Below are 18,279 nucleotides of genomic sequence, written 5' to 3'. Positions count from 1 at the left end.
TCCGCCTCACTCCTCGTCGCGCACCCGGTGCTGTCCCATCAGCGTCTGCTGCAGCGCCGGCGGCACCGCCTCGTAGTGCGAGAGCTCGATGGTGTAGCGCCCCTGCCCGCTGGTCAGCGCATTGAGCCGCGACTGGTAGCCCGATAGCTCCGACAGCGGCACCTGCCCCCGGATCAGCACCGTGCCCGCCGAGCCGTTGGAGGTGCCCGTGACCAGGCCGCGCCGCCCCGACAGGTCGCCCGTGACGTCGCCGATCGCCGTGTCCGGCGCGGCGATGTCGATCTGCACCACCGGCTCCAGCACGATCGCGCGCGCCGCCTGGATGGCCGCGATGAAGGCCTTGCGGCCGGCGGTGGCGAAGGCGATGTCCTTGCTGTCGACGCTGTGGTGCTTGCCGTCGTAGACCACCACGCGCACGTCGACCACCGGGTAGCCGGCGATCGCGCCGCGTTCGAGCACCTCGCGCACGCCCTTCTCGACAGCGGGGATGAACTGGCTCGGAATGGTTCCGCCCCGCACCTCGTCGGCGAACTCGAAGCCGGAACCGCGCGGCAGCGGCTCGATGCGCAGGAACACCTCGCCGAACTGGCCGGCGCCGCCGGTCTGCTTCTTGTGGCGGTGGTGGCCCTCGGCCGGCACCGTCACGGTCTCGCGGTAGGCGATGCGCGGCGGCCGCGTGTTGACCTCGAAGCGGTAGACCTCGCGCAGCCGCTCGAGCAGCACGCGCAGGTGCAGCTCGCCCAGGCCGTAGACGATGGTCTCGTTGGTGACCACCACATGCTCCAGCCGCAGGCAGGGATCCTCGTCGACCAGCTTGCCGAGGATCTCCCACATGCGCTGCTCGTCGCCATGCCGCTTGGGCTCGATCGCCAGCCCGTGCACCGGGATCGGGAATTCCAGCGGCGCGAGATGGACCCGGTCGTCCTCGGCCGCGTCGTGCAGCACGGCGTCGAAATGGATCTCGTCGACCTTGGCCACGGCCGCGATGTCGCCCGGCAGCATGCGCGACACCTCCACATGGTCCTTGCCCTGCAGCAAGAACAGGTGGCCCACCTTGAAGGGCTTGCGCCCGTCGCCGATGTAGAGCTGGCTGTCGCGCGTGAGCGTGCCCTGGTGCACGCGGAAGATGCCCATCCTGCCGACATAGGGGTCGACCGTGACCTTGAACACGTGCGCCAGCACGTGCAGCGAAGGGTCGGGCCTGGCCTCCATGGGCTTGGCCTCGGCACCCTCGCCGACGATGAAGTTCGGCGGGTTGGCCTCGGTCGGGTCGGGCAGGAGCTTGACGATCACGTCCAGCAGCTCGGCCACGCCGGCGCCGCTGCGCGACGAGACGAAGCACACCGGGATCAGGTGGCCTTCGCGCAGCGCCTGCTCGAGCGGCGCGTGCAGCTCGGCCGGATCCACGTCGCCCTCTTCGAGATAGCGGTCGACGAAGGCCGCGTCGACCTCGACCACCTGCTCCACCAGCGCGCGGTGCGCCGCTTCGACGGGGCCGAAGTCGGACTGCCCGAAGCGGTTGAAGAAGCAGTCCACCACCTGCTTGCCGACCCCGTCGGGCAGGTTCAGCGGCAGGCATTCGCGGCCGAAGGTGGCCTGGATGTCGGCCAGCAGGCCCGCCAGCGAGATGCCCTGCGAGTCGATCTTGTTGACGATGATCATGCGGGCGAGGTGGCGCGAGGCTGCGTACTCCATCATGCGCACGGCCATCGGCTCGATGCCGGTGGCGGCATTGATGACCACCGCCGCCGTTTCAACCGCCTCCAGCGCCGGCAGGCTCTGGCCGAGGAAGTCGGGCCCGCCGGGCGTGTCGATGAAGTGGATGCGCGTGCCGGCATGCGTCAGGTGCATCACCGATGCGTTGAGCGAATGCTGCATGCGCCGCTCGATCGGATCGTGGTCGCTGACGGTGCTGCCCCGCTCGACGCTGCCCGGCGCGCCGATGGCGCCCGCCTTGTAAAGCAGGGCCTCGGCCAGGGTGGTCTTACCCGAGGCCGAGGCCCCGACGAGCGCCAGTGTGCGCACCGTCTCCATTTCGGCCGCGAGGCCGTTCGATCGGCTTGGCATGGGTGTTCTCCTCCCGCCCGGTAGGCGCGCCGGACGGCTGGTTGGGATCGCGTGTTGCCTCTGCCGACCCAGCGTACGGGATTGACCGGCCCGGCGCAAGCGGGGCAGCTACGACGTGACGATCGCTTCGCCTCCAGGGTTTCGCAGGGTCTGCCTTCCCAGGGCGTGCAGCACGGGCAGGGCCGCGAGCGCCGCCGTCAGATGCTTGAGGGTGTGGCCCGATATCAGCTGCTGCGTCGCCTCGTAGATCGCGTGGTCCGACAACTCGAACAGCTTGGCCAGGCCGTAGAAGAAGATCACCCAGCCCAGCTTGACCCCGATGGCGCCGCTCATCGGCTTGGCGAGCGCCAGCGTCAGGACCAGCGCCATGCCGCCGTACTGGACCAGTGCCCACGGCAGCACGTTCCCGGTTTCGTGATGGACGCCCACTGCCAGCAGCCCTCCGGCCAGCGCGAACCAGGCCGCCGGCCAGCCGGCACGCGCACTCACCCGGTCGCAGACCGCGAGGCCCAGGATGCCGGCGAACGCGACCGCCATGCCGGCACGGTCTGCGGCCAGCCGCAGGCCGTCGGGCTGCAGGTGATAGAAAACCGACCCCGCGGCGGTGAGGATCAGCCCCGCGAAGAACATCCAGGCGCAATCGAGCGCGTTGTCGGGGAGCTGGTTCGGGGGCTGCGGGCCCGGCACGGCGTCCTGAGCGTCTTTGTGAGCCCGGTCCAGCCGGCGCAGCCGGAGCAGGCCCCAGATGCCGATCGCCGCAAAGGGCAGATTGCTCAGCACGTCCATCGCGTTCGGGAGCCCGTGCCAGGCACGGTTGTCGGCAAAGGCCGCAGCGGCCATTTCGGGCGTCGGCAGCGCGGGCCCAATGATGGCGGTCACCCACAGCAAGGCGAACAGGATCAGCAATCCGCGTTCGCGATGTGAGAGCGACGGCACAACCATGGCGGAACTCCAGGTAGCTCGAAGAGGCGGAATCCAATTTTCCGCCACCTCAGGCAACAGCCGACAATATTCCTCACCATGCCGAGTGCATCGGCGAAAAGGCTGACCATGAAAACCTTGTTTCTGGTGCGGCATGCCAAGTCGAGTCGCGACGATCCGTCCTTGCCCGATCGGGAGCGGCCATTGAACGATCGCGGCCGCGATGATGCGCCCAGGATGGGCAAGCGCCTGACCCAGCGCGGGGTGAAACCCGATCTGCTCGTGTCGAGCCCGGCGCTGCGGGCGCTGACGACGGCGCAACTCATCGCCGACGAGATCGGCTACCCACGCAAGAACATCGTCGTCGATGAGCGGCTCTACGCCAGCAGCCCGGACGACCTGCTGGCCGTCATTTGCGCGCTCGACGACAAGCTGGACCGCGTGATGCTCTTCGGCCACAACCCCGAGTTCACCGAGCTCGCGCACCGGCTGTCGAGCGAGATCATCGACATGCCCACCTGCGCCGTCGCCGAGTTCCGCTTCGATGCCAAGGCATGGGCGGATGTCGCGGAGGCCGGCCCGGCGAAGGCGAAGCTGGACGCGCCGAAGAGGTAGCTAAGCGAGCAGCGACACCCCAGTCAGCCAACGGTGTGCCCCAAACAGGAAGCCGGCATACACCACCAAGCCACCCGCGAGCGCCACCACGTCATTCAGAGCACCCGGTGGGGCGCCAGGCACGCTGTGTGGCACAGCGCGGCGTTGGACGGAGATCCAGTCGGCCACTGCCCAGACGAGGAAAGCCCCGAACAGCAACACGTCGGCCAGCGTGCCATTGCCCAGCAGGTGCGCCGTTGCCCAGAGCGCCACGGCAAGCAGCATGGGGTGCTTGACCGTTCGCTGGATGCGCCCGGGCAGGTAGGCCGCGAACAGCAGTGGAAACACCGGCAGCATCAACAGCAGCGCGACATGACGCAGCGCGGGCGGCGGCGTGTAAAGCACCACCGGCGTCTGGCGAGCCAGGCCATAGCCATAGATGAGCAACAGCAGGCCGGCGAGCGAGGCCAGGGCGTACATGCCTTTCCAGACTCGCTCGCCGCGCCGTTCGACCTGCGCATCGCGCCAGGCGGGCGCGACGATGGACACCGAATGAATGCCAAGGAACAAGATGAGGCCAACGACAAGAAGAGACATGGGAACTACCTCCAGGCGGCGCTGCTGGCCGCAGTGGCCGTTGAACGATTGTCAGTGGAAATCGCGGCTCTTGTTGCTCTTGGCCAACCGGCCGAGCAGCGGCGTGAGGTCCTTGAAGCCGGTGGCCACCAGGTGGCGCACCTCGCCGCCGCTGTCCACGTCGCGCTGCCAGGTACCCTGCACCGCGAGCAGGTGCGACTTGAGCAGCGGCTCGCGCCAGGCCTCGACCACGTGGCTCCAGACGATCACGTTGACGTTGCCGGTCTCGTCTTCGAGCGTGACGAAGATGGTGTCCTTGGCGGTCTGCGGGCGCTGGCGTCCCATCACGATGCCGCAGGCGCGCACGGTCTGGCCGCTCGGCACCTCGCGCAGCTGTTCGGCGCTCGATAGCCGCATGCGCGCGAGCCGCGGGCGCAGCAGCGCCAGGGGATGGCGGCGCAGCGTGAAGCCCAGCGAGGCGTAGTCGCCCACGATCTCCTCGCCCTCGGGCGCGAGGGGCAGTTGCAGGGCCGCTTCGTGGATGGGCACGCCCTTGAGCAGCGCCGGCGCGCGGCGCTGTGCGGTGGCGTCCCACACCTGCTGGCGGCGGTGGCCCGAGAGCGTGATCAATGCATCGGCCGCCGCGAGCGCCGCCATGTCCTTGGCATCGAGTTCGGCGCGCAGGGCCAGGTCTTCGGTGCTGCTGAAGGCGGCCTCGGCGCGGGCTTCGAGGATGCGCTTCGCGCCGGCCTCGCTGAGGCTGGCGATGCGGCGCAGGCCGAGGCGCACGGCGGGTTGGCGGGGGTGGCCGAGGCGGGTGGCGAAGCGCGGGTTGACAGCGGGTGGCGCCTCCGCCGGCGACTCCAGGGTGCAATCCCACTCGCTCGCCGTCACATCCACCGGCCGCACCTCGACGCCATGGCGCCGCGCATCCTGCACCAGTTGCGAAGGCGAATAGAAGCCCATGGGCTGCGAGTCGAGCATCGCGGCCAGGAAGCAGGCGGGCTCGTGCAGCTTGAGCCAGCTGCTCACGATCACCAGCAGCGCGAAGCTCGCGGCATGGCTTTCGGGGAAGCCGTAGTCGCCGAAACCCAGCACCTGCTGGTAGATGGCTTCGGCAAAGGCGCGGTCGTACTCTCTGTCGACCATGCCCTCCACCAGCTTGTCGTGGAACTTGTCGATGCCGCCCTTGCGCTTCCAGGCCGCCATCGCGCGACGCAGGCGATCGGCCTCGTCGGGCGTGAAGCCGGCGGCGATGATCGCGATCTGCATCACCTGCTCCTGGAAGATCGGCACGCCCAGCGTGCGCTCGAGCGCGGGGCGCAAAGCTTCCTTCGCGTATTCGATGGGAATGCCTTTGCGCACCTTCTCGCGGTTCTTCAGGTACGGGTGCACCATGCCGCCCTGAATCGGCCCCGGCCGCACGATCGCAACTTCGATCACCAGGTCTTCATAAGTTCTCGGCTTGAGGCGCGGCAGCATCGACATCTGCGCCCGGCTCTCGATCTGGAACACGCCGATGGTGTCGGCATCGCAGATCATGTCGAACACGGCCTCGTCGTCGTTCGGTATCTGGTGCATTTGCAGCGCCGTCTTGCGCCAGCCGTTGACCATGGCCAGCGCGCGCCGGATCGCGCTCAGCATGCCGAGCGCCAGCACGTCGACCTTGAGCATGCCCATGGCCTCGAGATCGTCCTTTTCCCACTGGATGACGGAGCGGTCCTTCATCGACGCGTTCTCGACCGGCACCAGGCGCGTGAGCTTGGTCTGCGTGAGCACGAAGCCGCCCACGTGCTGGCTCAGGTGGCGCGGAAAGCCCTTGAGCTGCTGCGTGAGCTCGATCCACTGGTACAGCTTCCGCATGTCTTCCCGCAGGTTCACGCGCTGCATCGCTTCTTCGAGGCGCTGGTCGAGCACGACGTGGTCGAACCAGTAGTGGTCCTTGGCGAACTCGTCGACGAGACGCGCATCGATGCCCAGCGCCTTGCCCACGTCGCGCAACGCGCTGCGCGAGCGGTAGCAGATCACGACCGCGGCGATGGCGGCGCGGTCGCGGCCGTATTTCTGGTAGATGTACTGGATCACCTCCTCGCGCCGCTGGTGCTCGAAGTCGACGTCGATGTCGGGCGGCTCGCGGCGCTCGCGGCTCAAAAAGCGCTCGAACAGCAGGTGGCCGGTATCGGGGTCGATGGCGGTGATGCCGAGGCAGTAGCAGACGGCCGAGTTGGCGGATGAGCCGCGGCCCTGGCACAGGATGTCTTTGGAGCGTGCGAAATGCACGATGTCTTCGACGGTGAGGAAGAACATCTCGTAGTGAAGTTCGACGATCAGGTCGAGCTCGTGCTGGACCTGCGCTCGCACCTTCTGCGGAATGCCCGCGGGATATTTCACTCGCGCGCCCTCCCAGGTCTTGCGCACCAGCGTCTCGGCCGGCGTCTCGCCGCTCGCTACGCTCTCGAGCGGGTACTTGTAGTGCTCGCGGATCACGTCGAGATCGAAGCGGCAGCGCCGCGCGACTTCGAGCGTGTTGGCGAGCAGCTCGGCCGGATAGAGCTCGGCCAGGCGCAGGCGCGAACGCAGATGCCGCTCGGCATTGGACTGCAGCGCAAAGCCGCACTCGGCCACCGGCCTGCCTTCGCGCACGGCGGTGATCACGTCCTGCAGCGGCTTGCGCGAACGCACGTGCATGTGCACGTCGCCGGCCGCCACCAGCGGCACGCCGGTTTGCGCACTCGCCTGCTGCAAGGCGGCGAGCCAGAGGTCGTCGTCGAGCTCGTTCTGCAACTCGACCGCGATCCAGAGATGCCCCTCGAAAAGACGCGCGGCCTCAGCCACATCGGCGCAGAGCGCTGCAACATCGGGCATGGCGCCCGGCGTGCGCAGCGGCACGAAAAGAATTTCGCAATCGCGCAGCGAGGCCACGTCGCTTTGCGCCCAGCTCACGCGGTAGCTGCCCTTGGGCGCCGTGGTGCGCGCCGCGGTGATGAACTCGCAGAGATTGCCCCAGCCTTCGAGGTCGTGCGCGATCGTCACCAGCTTGAAGCGCTCGAACGCGAACTCGCTGCCGAACAGCAGCCGGAACGGATGTCGTTCCGTGGGGGCCAGCGTTTCGAGGTATTCCCTGAGCCCCTCGTGCGCGCGCACCACGCCGGCCACCGAGCATTCGTCGGTGATCGCGAGCGCCTCGTAGCCGAGGTCGTAGGCACGCTGCACCAGCTCTTCGGGGTGCGATGCGCCACGCTGGAAGCTGAAGTTCGTGATGCAGTGCAGTTCGGCATAAGAAGGCAGGCTCGGCGCCTGCAGCGGCTCGGGCTGCGACCGCCGCGGCAGCGCATGCACCGTGGCCGAGGCCCGTGCGCGCTTCTGGATCTGCTTGTCGCTGAGTTCAGGCATACATGCCCTGCAGGTACCAGCGCGGCGCCTCGGAAGTGAGGCAGGACGAAGGCCGCTCGCGATAGATCCACACCAGGCCGGCCTTCGGGCTTTCCGCGATGTAGTAATCGCGCACCACGGGTTGGCCCTCGCCCCACCAGCCGGCCTCCACCCGCTGCGGCCCGACCAGCTTGCGCAGGCGGCCCTGGTAGCACGGGCGCTCGCCTTCCATGTCCAGCCGCAGGGGCTCGCGCAACAGCCACGATGGATAGAGCGCATCCGGCTGCGAGACAGGCGACGCATCGGCGCGCGCCTTGTGCAATGCGGGCTTCCACACCTGCTTGCATTCCGGCCGGTGATCGGCCTGTGCGACCGCGCGCAGCACCTGCTGCGCGCCCAGCCGCGCGCTGAGCCGCTCGACCAGCTCGTGCAGCTTGTCGCCCTTGCGGTTGTCTTCCGGCAGAAAGCTCGTGCTGGCGCCGGCCCAGGGCGTGGTCTCGATCGAGCGCAGGCGCAGCCAGCTGGCGGGCGCGGCCAGCGTCGTGAGCGCGAGCCGCTCGGCCAGAAGACGCCGCAGGTGCGCCATGTCCTGCGTGGGCTCGGCCGTGCGCACCGTGACCTGCTGGTGCGGCGGCAGGTCGACGCCGTTGAAGCGCCGGAGGTCGAGCGTCCATTGCAGTTCGAGCGCCACCGCGCCGCGCTGGCGCGCGGCGAGCCAGATCTGCAGCGCGCTGAGCAGGCGGTTGGCCGACCACATGAGTTCGGGCGCGCTTTCGGCCAGCGCGGGCAGCTCCAGCTTCTGCTCGAACGCGTCGGGCAGCGTGAGCCAGGCATGGCTTTCGGGGCGCAGGCCCCAGGCGGCATCGAGCGCTTCGCGCAGTTCCTTGCCGAAGCGGCGCGTGAGCCCGCCGCGCGGCAGCGCCGCCACGTCGCCCCAGGTGCGGCAACCCAGGTGCGCCAGCACGTCGAGGTGATCGCGCGCCGCGCTCAGCGTGTCGAGCGGCAGGTCGAAAGACGAGTCGCCCGGCGGCTCTTCGCCGCGCGCGAACATGCGCAGCCGTGCGAGCGCGATCAGGCTGGTCGCGCCCTGTGCCCGCTGCACGGGCACCGGCGCGGGATTGGTTCGCGCCAGCTCGCGCATCAGCGCCAGGCGCCCGCCCCAGAGCCGCTCGCAGGCCGAGACTTCGAGCAGCAGCGCCTCGTCGTCGACCCAGACGACGCGCGGCGTGAACTGCAAGGCCCACCAGCCGAGCGCCTCGAGGGGCGGCAACGGCAGCGCGGTATCGGAGAGGAGCTCAGGCGGCCAGCGCAATGCGATCCAGTGCATGGCCTTTCTCCTGGTGGAGGCCGAGGCGGACCACGGTCGCGCCCTCCGCCATCGGCTGCAACCCGCCCTCCTGCTGCCGCCGCAACTTGCGCCTGAGCTGGCTGGCCGCGAGCAGCGCCGTCATGCGTTCGCTGCGCGCCGGCAACCGGATGGGCGAAGCCAGCGGCGGGCCGCGGCGCTTGAGGATGTGGACGTCGATTTGCGCGCTGTCGTCCTCGCAGCTCGCCAACCGCAGGCGCAGCCGCGCCGGCGAGGTCGAATGGGCCGCCGCCTCGGGCCGGAACACGAACAGCAGGCTGTCGTGCTGCGCCGCCGCGAGCTGCAGCCGCCGCAGCTCGCCCACGCGCGCCTGCGGCAGCCAGGCCAGCACGGCGGCCATGTCGGCGCAGCGCAAGGCTTGTTCGCAGGCCCACAGCCTGGCCGCCGATGCCTCGCAACGAACCCACAGCAGCGCCTCCACCGGCAAGCCGCGCGCCGCCAGCGCGGGGCCAAAGGGCTCCTGCGGTGCGCCGATCAAGACCACGGGACCGGTGCCGCCCTGCACCGCCTGCGCCAGCGCAGGCAGCAGCAGTTGCCAGGCATGCGCCTCGGGCGCGGACTGCAGCAGCTCGGTCATCGCCCCCACCGGCCAGCCGCCGCCGGGCAGCTGCGCATCGAGCGCCGCATGGCCGGTGCCGATGACCTGCCCGTCGGCCAGGCCCAGCTCGTCCCCGCGCCAGACCTTGTGGCGCGCAGAAGAGGAAAAGGAGTCGAAGGAAGGGAGGCCCATGATGGATCGAATAACTGTATTTTTATATGGGGTATCCATTTAGCTCCAGCGCCCAGAGATATATGGATGCATATCCAGTAATCTACGCCACTTCTGCCGATTTGGGGATGTTGTCCACGACACCGCGATAGGTCAGCGGATCTGTGACGACGGCCTGCTCGAGCAGCCGGTAGAACAGCAGCCCTCGCGAGCGCGAGGCCCGGCGATTGAAGCGAAAGACGAATTCGTCGAGATAGGCGTCCAGGTGCGCCGGCTGCACGGCGCCCTGGTGCGTGCCCAGCACCCAGCGCTTGACCAGTGCGGCCACGCGGTGAACGCCGACCATGGAGACGTGCGCGGGAACGTCGGAGCCCAGATGGACAGTGCGCTGGTGCACATAGCCCAGATCCGCGAGATCGCGGTAGGCGGACGAGCCGTCGGTGCGCACCTGTGAGCCAGGCTCGATGTTGGCCAGCACGAAGGGGATGACCTGCTCGGTCGAGTCGTTCTGGATGCGCTCGAGCCGCAGCCGGCCGAAGCCCTTGGGCTCGTGCAGCTCCACGGCGATCACCACAAGTGTCTGGTGCGTCTGGCTTTTTCGACCCTTGCCTCGCCCGCGGGCGACAGGCTGCTCGCGATCGCTGAGGGCCAGATACGTCTCGTCGACCTCCACGATTCCGCTGAGCCGTTCGCGCTCGGGCCGCACCATCGCCCGGCGCAGGCGGTGCAGCATCGCCCAGGCCGTCTGGTAGCTGCCCAGGCCGAGCACGCGCTGCAGTCCGAGCGCGCTGACGCCATGCTTGTGGTTGGTGACGTACCAGGCGGCGGCCAGCCACACCCGCAGCGGCGTGCGGGTCTTCTCGAAGATGGTGCCCGCGGTCACCGTGCTCTGGGTCGAGCAGCTTCGGCACATCAGCCGTGCGCGGCTGGAGCGATAGGGCTCAGCGGCCACCCCGCAGCGCGGACACACGAAACCTTGCGGCCAGCGCAGCCGCTCCAGGTAGCCAAGACAGGCCTCTTCGGTGGCGAACCAGTCCAGGAACTGGTTCCAGTTGACCGGGTAGTCTTCTCCCGCCTTGGGGACTAATATATGGATATCCATCCAGTAATCCTAGTCGGACTGGAGCTAAATGGATACCCCATGTTTTTATACAGTATTCTTGGGCCGTCTCAGGATTTTTTAATTCCCTGCCCTCCGCGCGCCTTCAAGACACGCTTGATCGATTTATATCCATTTGAATATACTCACGAAGCCGATCCGCTTTCTGGGCGACGCCCTCAAATGCTTGAAGGAATTTCCGCCGGATGCCCAACAAGATGCCGGTTATCAACTCGACAAGGTGCAGCGTGGCCAGCAGCCTGATGACTTCAAGCCCATGCCCGCGATCGGCAAGGGTGTCGAAGAACTCAGAGTTTGGGACAGCGCCGGCACCTATCGCGTCATCTACACCGCACGGATGGCTGACGCCGTGATCGTTCTGCACGCCTTCCAAAAGAAAACACGGGCCACGTCGCGACAGCACATCGAAACCGCACGACGCCGCTTTCAACAATGCATCAAGGAGCAAGCATGAACCGCCGGACCGTTCCCAAGGCGAATACCGCAGCGCGCAGCGCGGAGGTTTATCCAATGAGCACCACCACTTACGCCAGCGTCTGGGATGCGATCGCCGACACGCCCGAGCAGGCAGCCAATCTCCGCACGCGCGCAGAGCTGATGCAAAAAATCGCGTCCATCGTGCAAGCAAATGGCTGGACTCAAACACAAGCCGCCACGCACTGCGGCATCACGCAGCCGCGCATGAACGACTTGCTGCGAGGCCGCGTATCCCGTTTTTCGCTCGACGCGCTGGTCAACATCGCGACCGCCATCGGGCGCCGCGTGCACGTCGAGCTGACGCTCGCCTGAGGCATGACCACCCGCCCCATCCCCTCCACCCAGGAAGCCCTCCCCGTCATCGGCTGCGGCACCTGGATGGGCTTCGATGTCGCCGCCGGCAGTGCCGAGCACCAGCGCCTGCCCGGCGTGCTCGATGCGTTGTTCGCCGCCGGCGGCAAGCTGATCGACAGCTCGCCTATGTACGGCCGCGCCGAGGCCGTGACCGGCGAGCTGCTGGCCGCGGCCGGGCATCGCGACAACGCCTTCCTCGCCACCAAGGTCTGGACCAGTGGCCGCGAGGCCGGCATCGCGCAGATGGCGCAGTCCTTCCAGCGCCTGCGCACCGAACACATCGACCTGATGCAGGTGCATAACCTGGTCGACTGGCGCACCCACCTCGAAACGCTGCGCGGCTGGCAGGAGCAGGGCCGCGTGCGCTATCTCGGCATCACGCACTACACCTCGTCGGCTTACGCTGAGGTCGAGGCCGTGCTGCGCGAGCAGAAGCTCGACTTCCTGCAGATCAACTACTCGCTCGATGCGCGCGAGGCCGAACAACGCCTGCTGCCGCTCGCGGCCGAGCGCGGCGTCGCGGTCATCGCCAACATGCCTTTCGGCGGCGGCAGCCTCATGCGCCGGCTGCGCGGCAAGCCCCTGCCCGGCTGGGCCGCCGAGATCGGCTGCGCGAGCTGGGCGCAGCTGTCGTTGAAGTTCGTGCTGAGCCACCCGGCCGTGACCTGCACCATCCCCGGCACCAGCCGGCCCGAGCACATGGCGGACAACGCGGCAGCCGGCACGGGCGGTTTTCCGGATGCCGCCTTCTGGCAGCGCCACGCGCACAGCATCGACCGCTGAGCTGCTACTCGAACTTCAGCTTGTGCTGCCTCACCGTCGCGCCGAAGGCGTCGTACTGCGTGCGAAAGAAAGCGGCGAACTTCTCCGGGCTCATGCCGTAGCCCTCGAAGCCCTGCTGCACGAGCTGCTCGCGCACTTCGGGCCGCGCCAGCGTGTTCTGCAGCTCGGTCGAAAGCCTGTCGGTGATCGCTGCAGGCAGCCCCGGCGGCCCGAAGAAGCCGGCCCACGGCGTGATGGTGAGCTTGCCCAGGCCCAGCTCGCTCGCCGTCGGCACCTCGGGCAGCAAGGCACTGCGCTGCGGCTGCAGCGTGACGAGGGCGCGGATGCGCCCTTCCTTCACGAAGCCAGGTGCCAGGGTGCCGGTGGTGAACATCATGTGGATCTGCCCGCCCAGGAGATCGGTCATGGCCTGCATGTCGCCCTTGTAGCGCGCGTTGACCACCTTCCGCTGCTCGCCGAGCAACTGCAGCATGGCGAGTTCGGATGCGCTGTTGCTCGAGGCCGAGTTGTAGCCACCGGGCCTGGCCGCGACCGCTGCCAGCAATTCGTTGACGCTCTTCGCCGGAAAATCCGAAGGCACCACGAGGAACATCGAGAACTGGCCGGCCGAGCTGATCGGCGTGAAGGCCTTGAAGGGGTCGTAGGGCGGGTTCGGCCGCAGCGTGGGCGCGGCCACCATCGCGGTGTTGGTGCCCATGAGCAGCGTGTAGCCGTCGGGCGCAGCGCTCGCCACCGCCTGCGCCGACAGGATGCCGTCGGCACCGGGCCGGTTGTCGACGATCACCTGCTGCCCCAGCTGCTTCGACAAGCCCTGCGCGATGATGCGCGTGAGCGCGTCGGCGCCGCCGCCCGGCGCGAAGCCCACGATCAGGCGCACCGGTTTCTGCGGATAGCCGCCCGCACCCCAGGCCGCCGTCGCCGGCAGCGCCAAGGCAGCCCACTTCACGATGGTTCTGCGTTGCATATCCGTCTCCTTAGGGCCTGTTAACACATGAATCACCCCCGCGCCGGGGCGGCAAGGGGTGCAGGGCTAGGCGCGGGCCGCAGCCCGGGGTGATCCCCCGGGCAAGGACCGCAACGACGCCATGCGCCGCTTGCCGCCCCGGCCCTCCGGGTGAGGCCCCACAGAGGGCCCACTCGTCGTTGCCAATGCTCACTGGGTGTGCAACCCAGTTCCGCTTGGCGCCTAGATTGGGCCCTCTGTGGGGCCCCACGCGGAGGTGATTCATGTGTTAACAGGCCCTAGTTTCAGAAAAGATGCCGCACGCCGAACTCCAGCCCCGAAGAGCGGCGTCCCGGAATCAGCGCGGCCGGCGCGCCGCTGACCACGTAGCGCCCCAGTCCCTTGTTCGTCAGGCGCGCGTAGGTGCCATAGAGCGCCGTGCGTTTGGACAGCGTGTGCACATAGCCCAGGCCGAACTGCCGTGCATCGTTGCCGCTTTGCGCGGAGCGGTCGGCATTGCGCAAGGTGTCGTCGCTGCGGTCGTCGAGGCGGGCGTAGCTCAGACGGATGCGTCCGACGCCGCCCACCGGGATGTGGGCGCCGATCTCCGCCGTGTTCTTGTGCACCGCGCCGGCGGCCAGCTTCACCGTCACGGCGTTGTAGAGCACAAAGAGTTTCGCGAAGCCGAGGTCCCACGATCCGCCGACGTTGGCATGCGTGTACTTGCCCATGGTGGCCGTGGTGAGCGCGCTGGTGCGCGTCACCGCCGCCGCGACGTCGAAGGGCCCGGACGCGAAGCCGATGCGCGCACCGGCGAAGTTGCCGTCGTGCTCGTTCGGCGCCGGCTGCGTGTTCTCCCCCATCCCCGCCATCGCCATGCCGTAGAAGCCGCCGAGCGATCTCGGCAGCCAGTAGCTCACCGTGTTGCTGCCGGCAATGGTGGTGGGCAGCGGACCCGTGCCCGTTCCCGCGAAGGTGAGGTTGCCCGCGCGGGCCACGCCGTTGGCGTTGAAGGGATCGAAGTAGATGCTGTTGTAGTGAGTGGGAATGAAGTCGCGGCCCAGCCGCACTTCGCCCCAGTCGCTGGACGAGAGGCTGACGTAGGACATGCGGTCGAAGGTCAGCAGGCCCGCGATCCCGGCGCCGCTGGCCTGGTTGTTGGTGTTGCTTGCGCGGCCCGTTCCGGTGTCGGGGTTGAGGCTGCCTTCGAGCCAGAAGCCCGCGGCCAGCCCGCCGCCGAGATCTTCCTGGCCGCGAAAGCCCAGCCGGCTGGTAGAAAGCCCGCCGTTCGACAGCGAAGTCAGCGAAACGCCGCCCGATGTACTGCGCTGAACGCCGAGGTCCATCACGCCGAACACCGTGACGCTGGATTGCGCATGGGCCGCGGTACCGGCCAGCCCGACGGCCGACCACAGCAACAGTCTCTTCATCTTTGTGTCTCCTGCTTTTCTCTTTGTTGAAAACTCGAAGGGCGGGCATGGCTGCGCCGCCGGGTGCGGACGTGTCCGTCCGCGCCAGGCCTGTGAACCGTGGGATGGGCCGGGGTCTAGCCCGTGGGCTTCAGAGGTTCGCAGCGCACCAGCACTGCGCCTTGCGAGAGTGCGCCAACGTTGCGCCGGTATTGCTGCAGCCAGCCGGTGTCGTGCATCGGCGCCGGTGCCTGCCAGTCGGCGCGGCGCGCCTGCAGCTGCGCGTCGCTCAGGTCGACGTCGAGGCGGCGCTCGTCGAGGTCGATGGTGATCGTGTCGCCGTCGCGCAGCAGCCCCAGCGGACCGCCCAGCGCTGCCTCCGGCGATACCTCGGCCACCACCAGCCCCTTGCAGACCAGGCCCGAGAGATGGCCGTCGGTCAGCAGCGCGACCTCGTCGCCCAGCCCGGCACCATCGATCGCGAACACCACCCGCGAGGCGCCGCCGCCCATCGCGGGCCCGCCGCAGGCGCCGGCACCGCGCATCACCACCACCTGGCCGGGGCGGATGCTGCCCTGCTTCAGCGCCGCAATGGCCGCGTCCGCGCTCCAGAAGCACACGGCCGGGCCGGTGAAGCGGCGCACCTTGCGCGGGGTGATGCCGGTCTTGATGAGCCCCGATTCGGGTGCCAGGTTGCCACGCAGCAGCACGATGGCCGGAAGCGGTGCGACCGGGCGTTCGATGGGACGGATCACCTCCGCATCCGCCACCTCGGCACGCCGCAGGTTGTGCGCGACCGTGTCGCCGGTCACCGTCAACGCAGCGGCGTCGAGCAGCGGCTCGAGCTGCTTCATCAATGCGCGACAGCCACCCGCGGCTTCGAACTGTTCGATGCTGTGCTCGCCGATCGGCCGCACGCCGGCGAGCACCGGCGTCGTCGGGCCGAGCTGCTCGAACAGGCCGTAGACGTCGACACCGCACTGTCCTTCGGTCGCCACCGCCTGCAGATGCTTGGCCGTGTTGAGCGAGCCGCCGACGGCCAGCACCGCGCGCACCGCGTTGGCAAAAGCGCCGGGCCTCAGGATGTCGCGCGGCTTGAGGTCGTCCCACACCATCTGCACGATGCGCGTGCCCGCGGCGCGCACGTCGGCCATCATCTTCGGGCTCAGCGCCGCCACCGGCGCGCTGCCGGGCAAGGCCATGCCAAGCGCCTCGCAGACGATGTGCATCGAGTTCGCGGTGCCCAGGCCCGAGCACACGCCGGGTCCGCGGATCGCCTCGCGGCTCATGCCGACCAGCTCTTCCACCGGCAGCTTGCCGGTGACCGCATGCATCGCACCGATGAACACTTCCTCGATGTCCATGTGCCGGCCGCGGTACTCGCCGCTGGGCTGGTAGCCGCAGGGCACCAGCAGCGTCGGGATGTTCAGCCGCGCGGCGGCCATGAGCTGGCCTGGCACGGTCTTGTCGCAGGAGGTGAGGCAGACCATGCCGTCGAGCTGCGCGCCCTCGACCGCCACCTCGATGTCATTGGTCACCAGGTCGCGCGCGGCCAGCATGTAGGCGCCGCGCGCGCCGGCGCCGGTGATGAAGTCGCTCGGCGCCGCGGTGCGGATCTCGAAGGGCACGCCGCCGGCCGCGCGGATAGCGGTCTTGATCTCGGCCGCCACCTGGTCGAGATGGCTGAAGCAGGCCGCGAGCTCGGACGAGCTGTTGACGATCGCGATCTTCGGCTTCTCGCAGTCTTCCTCGGGAATGCCGAGCGCGCGCCAGTGCGCGTTGCGCACCGACCAGAGGTAGGAGCCGCGCGGGAAGTTGCTGCGCAGGGAGCGTGTCATGCGTGGTCTCCGGTCGTGTTCTTCTTCGTGACTTCGACGATGCCGCGTTCGGCATCGACGCGCACCCAGTCGCCGGTCGCTATGCAGTCGAGCGGGTCGCGGTCGAAATCGGTCAGTGAAGGCGCGTGCGTGACCACCGCGCCCAACGCGATCTTGGTGGTCATCTCGTTGAACAGCATCGCGGCCGGCGCCATGCCCATCAGCCGCGCGACATGGAACATCGCCGACCAGCCCGAGGACCCCTTGGCGCCCGGAAACACCAGCACCTTGCCGGCGAAGGACCGGCCGCGCAGTTCGTGCCGCGTCTCGATGACGGTGCCGGTGCGCGGATCGATGCCGCCCCAGCCCGAGATGCGCTCGCGCGTGACCAGGGCCTCGCCCTCCGCGACGCCGCCCACAACCTTGCGGCCACGCAAGGTCAACAAAGTCTCTTCGGCAACGACCGCGTTCATGCGTGGCTCCCGTTCCAGCGCCCGGTGCAGGCGGCGTCGATGCACTGCGCCGTGCTGCCGAACCAGGCCTCGACGCCGAGGATGGCGGGCAGATAGTGGGCCTGCTTGGCCGAGTCGAGCGCCACGGTCTTCGTGCCCTTGGGCACGGCGCGGCTCATGGCCGAGCAGCTGTCGGACATGAGGATGCCGCCCGCGTCCTCGATGATCTTGGTGTAGCCGTTGCGGTCGGCCAGCGACTTGATGGCGCGCGGCGTGAAGATCCAGAGTTCGCAGTTCCCGTGCACCTTGCGGCCCTCGATCAGCTGCGCGGCCTCCCAGATCTGCTCGATCGTGTAGTGCGGGCAGCCCAGCATCACGTACTGGACCTCGGCATCGCGGCCGGTGGCGTTGATCTTCTCGTAGGTGGCGCGGCGCTCGGCCTCGCCGTAGCGCAGCACCTCGACCGGCGCCTTGCCGCCGAGCGCCTGCTCCAGCGTCAGCGCCTCGGGCGTGATGCCGACGATGTGGTACATCTCGACGCCGCCCGAGGACGAGGCCGCCGCACCGAAATGCTTAAGCCGCGGCAGGTTCGGCACCCGGCCGATGCCGCGCCGGCTGTGGACCACCGGCACGCGCTCCTGCACGAGGTCACCCATGTAGTAGCCGAGCAGGCCCCAGTCCTCGACCGACTCGACCTCGATGTCGAGCTCCACCACGTGCGTGGCGCGGCGGTGCTCGTCGAGGTGGTAGCCCCAGTAGGGAATGCGGCCGGTCAGCATCGCGGCGCCGGTGCTTTCGCGGCCTTCGGTGTTGGTGCGTGCGCCCAGCACGGAGTTGCAATACACCACCGCCGACGACTCCATCCACGCGCAATGCTCGCCGCGCGTCGGGATGTTGCCGACCTGGTAGGGCGTGCAGGTGTTCATGATCTGCGCGCCGAGGCCGGCGGCGTGGCGTTCGCTCTTGGCGTAGAACTCGACGATCGCCTCGCTCACGCCCATGCGCTCGGGCTGCCCCGGATCGAAGCCGAGCTGCAGGTGGCTGGTGAAGGTCTTGAACTTCGGGATCGCCACCACCTCCTGGCTATCGAGGCTGAACTCGGAGAACACCGCGTCCATGCCGCCGCCTCGCTCCAGCGCGAAGTCGCGCTGGAAGGGCGTGGTCGAGGTGATGGTGGCGCAGACGTTGTGCGTTTCGACCAGGCGCTCGGCGCCGAGCGCTTCGCCGTAGCGCATCAAGAGGTCCATCGCCTTCTGCACGGCAGGGCCGTCGCGGCCGTCCCGCATGGCTTTCTCTTCATCGCTCAGGTGCATGGCCTG

Annotated in this window: 16 protein-coding genes; 4 read left to right on the top strand and 12 right to left on the bottom strand. The window is 68.4% G+C overall.

All coding sequences use genetic code 11. The features are described from left to right. Positions 1 to 6 precede the first annotated feature (6 nt). A complete protein-coding gene (gene fusA, locus ACSQ9A_RS11450; protein WP_436303738.1) occupies positions 7 to 2,067 on the bottom strand; it encodes an elongation factor G in 2,061 nt (686 codons plus the stop codon). A gap of 108 nt (positions 2,068 to 2,175) precedes the next feature. Next, complete coding sequence (locus tag ACSQ9A_RS11445) at positions 2,176 to 3,009, bottom strand: hypothetical protein (RefSeq protein WP_436303737.1); 834 nt, start codon at positions 3,007 to 3,009, stop codon at positions 2,176 to 2,178. Positions 3,010 to 3,117: 108 nt separating this feature from the next. Here ACSQ9A_RS11445 and ACSQ9A_RS11440 point away from each other — a divergent pair, with 108 nt between their 5' ends. Next, positions 3,118 to 3,603, top strand: coding sequence for a SixA phosphatase family protein (locus tag ACSQ9A_RS11440; protein WP_436303736.1), 486 nt, complete (start codon positions 3,118 to 3,120; stop codon positions 3,601 to 3,603). Here ACSQ9A_RS11440 and ACSQ9A_RS11435 read toward each other — a convergent pair whose 3' ends face one another. The 5 genes from ACSQ9A_RS11435 to ACSQ9A_RS11415 form a co-directional block, all read right to left on the bottom strand. After that, positions 3,604 to 4,179: an NnrU family protein gene (locus tag ACSQ9A_RS11435; RefSeq protein WP_436303735.1), complete on the bottom strand. Its 576-nt coding sequence runs from the start codon at positions 4,177 to 4,179 to the stop codon at positions 3,604 to 3,606. Between the two features lie 51 nt (positions 4,180 to 4,230). Further along, positions 4,231 to 7,551 carry an error-prone DNA polymerase gene (locus ACSQ9A_RS11430; protein WP_436303734.1) on the bottom strand — a complete coding sequence of 1,107 codons (3,321 nt, stop codon included), beginning with the start codon at positions 7,549 to 7,551 and terminating at the stop codon, positions 4,231 to 4,233. Beyond that, positions 7,544 to 8,857 (bottom strand): Y-family DNA polymerase, encoded by a 1,314-nt coding sequence (locus ACSQ9A_RS11425; protein WP_436303733.1) that lies wholly within the window; start codon positions 8,855 to 8,857, stop codon positions 7,544 to 7,546. The genes ACSQ9A_RS11430 and ACSQ9A_RS11425 overlap by 8 nt, the downstream gene beginning before the upstream one ends. Beyond that, a complete protein-coding gene (imuA, locus tag ACSQ9A_RS11420) occupies positions 8,826 to 9,626 on the bottom strand; it encodes a translesion DNA synthesis-associated protein ImuA (RefSeq protein ID WP_436303732.1) in 801 nt (266 codons plus the stop codon). The genes ACSQ9A_RS11425 and imuA overlap by 32 nt, the downstream gene beginning before the upstream one ends. Positions 9,627 to 9,708: 82 nt before the next feature. After that, positions 9,709 to 10,707, bottom strand: a complete 999-nt coding sequence (locus ACSQ9A_RS11415; RefSeq protein ID WP_436303730.1) for an IS1595 family transposase — start codon at positions 10,705 to 10,707, stop codon at positions 9,709 to 9,711. Between the two features lie 133 nt (positions 10,708 to 10,840). On the opposite strand from ACSQ9A_RS11415, the gene ACSQ9A_RS11410 reads away from it, so the two are divergent. From ACSQ9A_RS11410 to ACSQ9A_RS11400, 3 genes are read left to right on the top strand one after another with little or no spacing between them, the layout of a single operon-like run. Next, positions 10,841 to 11,179, top strand: a complete 339-nt coding sequence (locus tag ACSQ9A_RS11410; RefSeq protein WP_436303729.1) for a type II toxin-antitoxin system RelE/ParE family toxin — start codon at positions 10,841 to 10,843, stop codon at positions 11,177 to 11,179. Continuing rightward, entirely contained in the window at positions 11,176 to 11,514 is a 339-nt protein-coding gene (locus tag ACSQ9A_RS11405; protein ID WP_436303728.1) for a helix-turn-helix domain-containing protein, read from the top strand. The genes ACSQ9A_RS11410 and ACSQ9A_RS11405 overlap by 4 nt, the downstream gene beginning before the upstream one ends. 3 nt (positions 11,515 to 11,517) lie before the next feature. Beyond that, complete coding sequence (locus ACSQ9A_RS11400) at positions 11,518 to 12,339, top strand: aldo/keto reductase (protein ID WP_436303727.1); 822 nt, start codon at positions 11,518 to 11,520, stop codon at positions 12,337 to 12,339. Positions 12,340 to 12,343: 4 nt separating this feature from the next. On the opposite strand, the gene ACSQ9A_RS11395 is transcribed toward ACSQ9A_RS11400, so the two are convergent. The 5 genes from ACSQ9A_RS11395 to ACSQ9A_RS11375 all read right to left on the bottom strand — a co-directional run bounded on the left by ACSQ9A_RS11395 (position 12,344) and on the right by ACSQ9A_RS11375 (position 18,273). After that, a complete protein-coding gene (locus ACSQ9A_RS11395) occupies positions 12,344 to 13,303 on the bottom strand; it encodes a Bug family tripartite tricarboxylate transporter substrate binding protein (protein ID WP_093109293.1) in 960 nt (319 codons plus the stop codon). A 284-nt stretch (positions 13,304 to 13,587) separates the two neighbouring features. Further along, positions 13,588 to 14,712, bottom strand: a complete 1,125-nt coding sequence (locus tag ACSQ9A_RS11390) for a porin (RefSeq protein ID WP_436303726.1) — start codon at positions 14,710 to 14,712, stop codon at positions 13,588 to 13,590. Positions 14,713 to 14,828: 116 nt separating this feature from the next. Beyond that, positions 14,829 to 16,529, bottom strand: a complete 1,701-nt coding sequence (locus tag ACSQ9A_RS11385; protein WP_436303725.1) for a dihydroxy-acid dehydratase — start codon at positions 16,527 to 16,529, stop codon at positions 14,829 to 14,831. Then, complete coding sequence (locus ACSQ9A_RS11380) at positions 16,526 to 16,981, bottom strand: aconitase X swivel domain-containing protein (RefSeq protein WP_093109296.1); 456 nt, start codon at positions 16,979 to 16,981, stop codon at positions 16,526 to 16,528. The genes ACSQ9A_RS11385 and ACSQ9A_RS11380 overlap by 4 nt, the downstream gene beginning before the upstream one ends. Further along, positions 16,978 to 18,273: an aconitase X gene (locus ACSQ9A_RS11375; protein WP_436303724.1), complete on the bottom strand. Its 1,296-nt coding sequence runs from the start codon at positions 18,271 to 18,273 to the stop codon at positions 16,978 to 16,980. Before ACSQ9A_RS11375 ends, ACSQ9A_RS11380 begins: the two co-directional genes overlap by 4 nt. Positions 18,274 to 18,279 lie beyond the last annotated feature (6 nt).

The sequence above is a fragment of the Variovorax sp. LjRoot290 genome, from assembly GCF_964253985.1.
GTDB lineage: Bacteria > Pseudomonadota > Gammaproteobacteria > Burkholderiales > Burkholderiaceae_C > Variovorax.
The sequence above is the reverse complement of the archived record's forward strand: the minus strand, read 5'-3'. Positions and strand labels throughout refer to the sequence as shown.

Excerpts from the sequence above, each read along its gene's own strand:
- fusA (WP_436303738.1), bottom strand. The coding sequence starts at position 2,067 with ATGCCAAGCCGATCGAACGGCCTCGCGGCCGAAATGGAGACGGTGCGC.
- ACSQ9A_RS11445 (WP_436303737.1), bottom strand. The coding sequence starts at position 3,009 with ATGGTTGTGCCGTCGCTCTCACATCGCGAACGCGGATTGCTGATCCTG.
- ACSQ9A_RS11440 (WP_436303736.1), top strand. The coding sequence starts at position 3,118 with ATGAAAACCTTGTTTCTGGTGCGGCATGCCAAGTCGAGTCGCGACGAT.
- ACSQ9A_RS11435 (WP_436303735.1), bottom strand. The coding sequence starts at position 4,179 with ATGTCTCTTCTTGTCGTTGGCCTCATCTTGTTCCTTGGCATTCATTCG.
- ACSQ9A_RS11430 (WP_436303734.1), bottom strand. The coding sequence starts at position 7,551 with ATGCCTGAACTCAGCGACAAGCAGATCCAGAAGCGCGCACGGGCCTCG.
- ACSQ9A_RS11425 (WP_436303733.1), bottom strand. The coding sequence starts at position 8,857 with ATGCACTGGATCGCATTGCGCTGGCCGCCTGAGCTCCTCTCCGATACC.
- imuA (WP_436303732.1), bottom strand. The coding sequence starts at position 9,626 with ATGGGCCTCCCTTCCTTCGACTCCTTTTCCTCTTCTGCGCGCCACAAG.
- ACSQ9A_RS11415 (WP_436303730.1), bottom strand. The coding sequence starts at position 10,707 with ATGGATATCCATATATTAGTCCCCAAGGCGGGAGAAGACTACCCGGTC.
- ACSQ9A_RS11405 (WP_436303728.1), top strand. The coding sequence starts at position 11,176 with ATGAACCGCCGGACCGTTCCCAAGGCGAATACCGCAGCGCGCAGCGCG.
- ACSQ9A_RS11400 (WP_436303727.1), top strand. The coding sequence starts at position 11,518 with ATGACCACCCGCCCCATCCCCTCCACCCAGGAAGCCCTCCCCGTCATC.
- ACSQ9A_RS11395 (WP_093109293.1), bottom strand. The coding sequence starts at position 13,303 with ATGCAACGCAGAACCATCGTGAAGTGGGCTGCCTTGGCGCTGCCGGCG.
- ACSQ9A_RS11390 (WP_436303726.1), bottom strand. The coding sequence starts at position 14,712 with ATGAAGAGACTGTTGCTGTGGTCGGCCGTCGGGCTGGCCGGTACCGCG.
- ACSQ9A_RS11385 (WP_436303725.1), bottom strand. The coding sequence starts at position 16,529 with ATGACACGCTCCCTGCGCAGCAACTTCCCGCGCGGCTCCTACCTCTGG.
- ACSQ9A_RS11380 (WP_093109296.1), bottom strand. The coding sequence starts at position 16,981 with ATGAACGCGGTCGTTGCCGAAGAGACTTTGTTGACCTTGCGTGGCCGC.
- ACSQ9A_RS11375 (WP_436303724.1), bottom strand. The coding sequence starts at position 18,273 with ATGCACCTGAGCGATGAAGAGAAAGCCATGCGGGACGGCCGCGACGGC.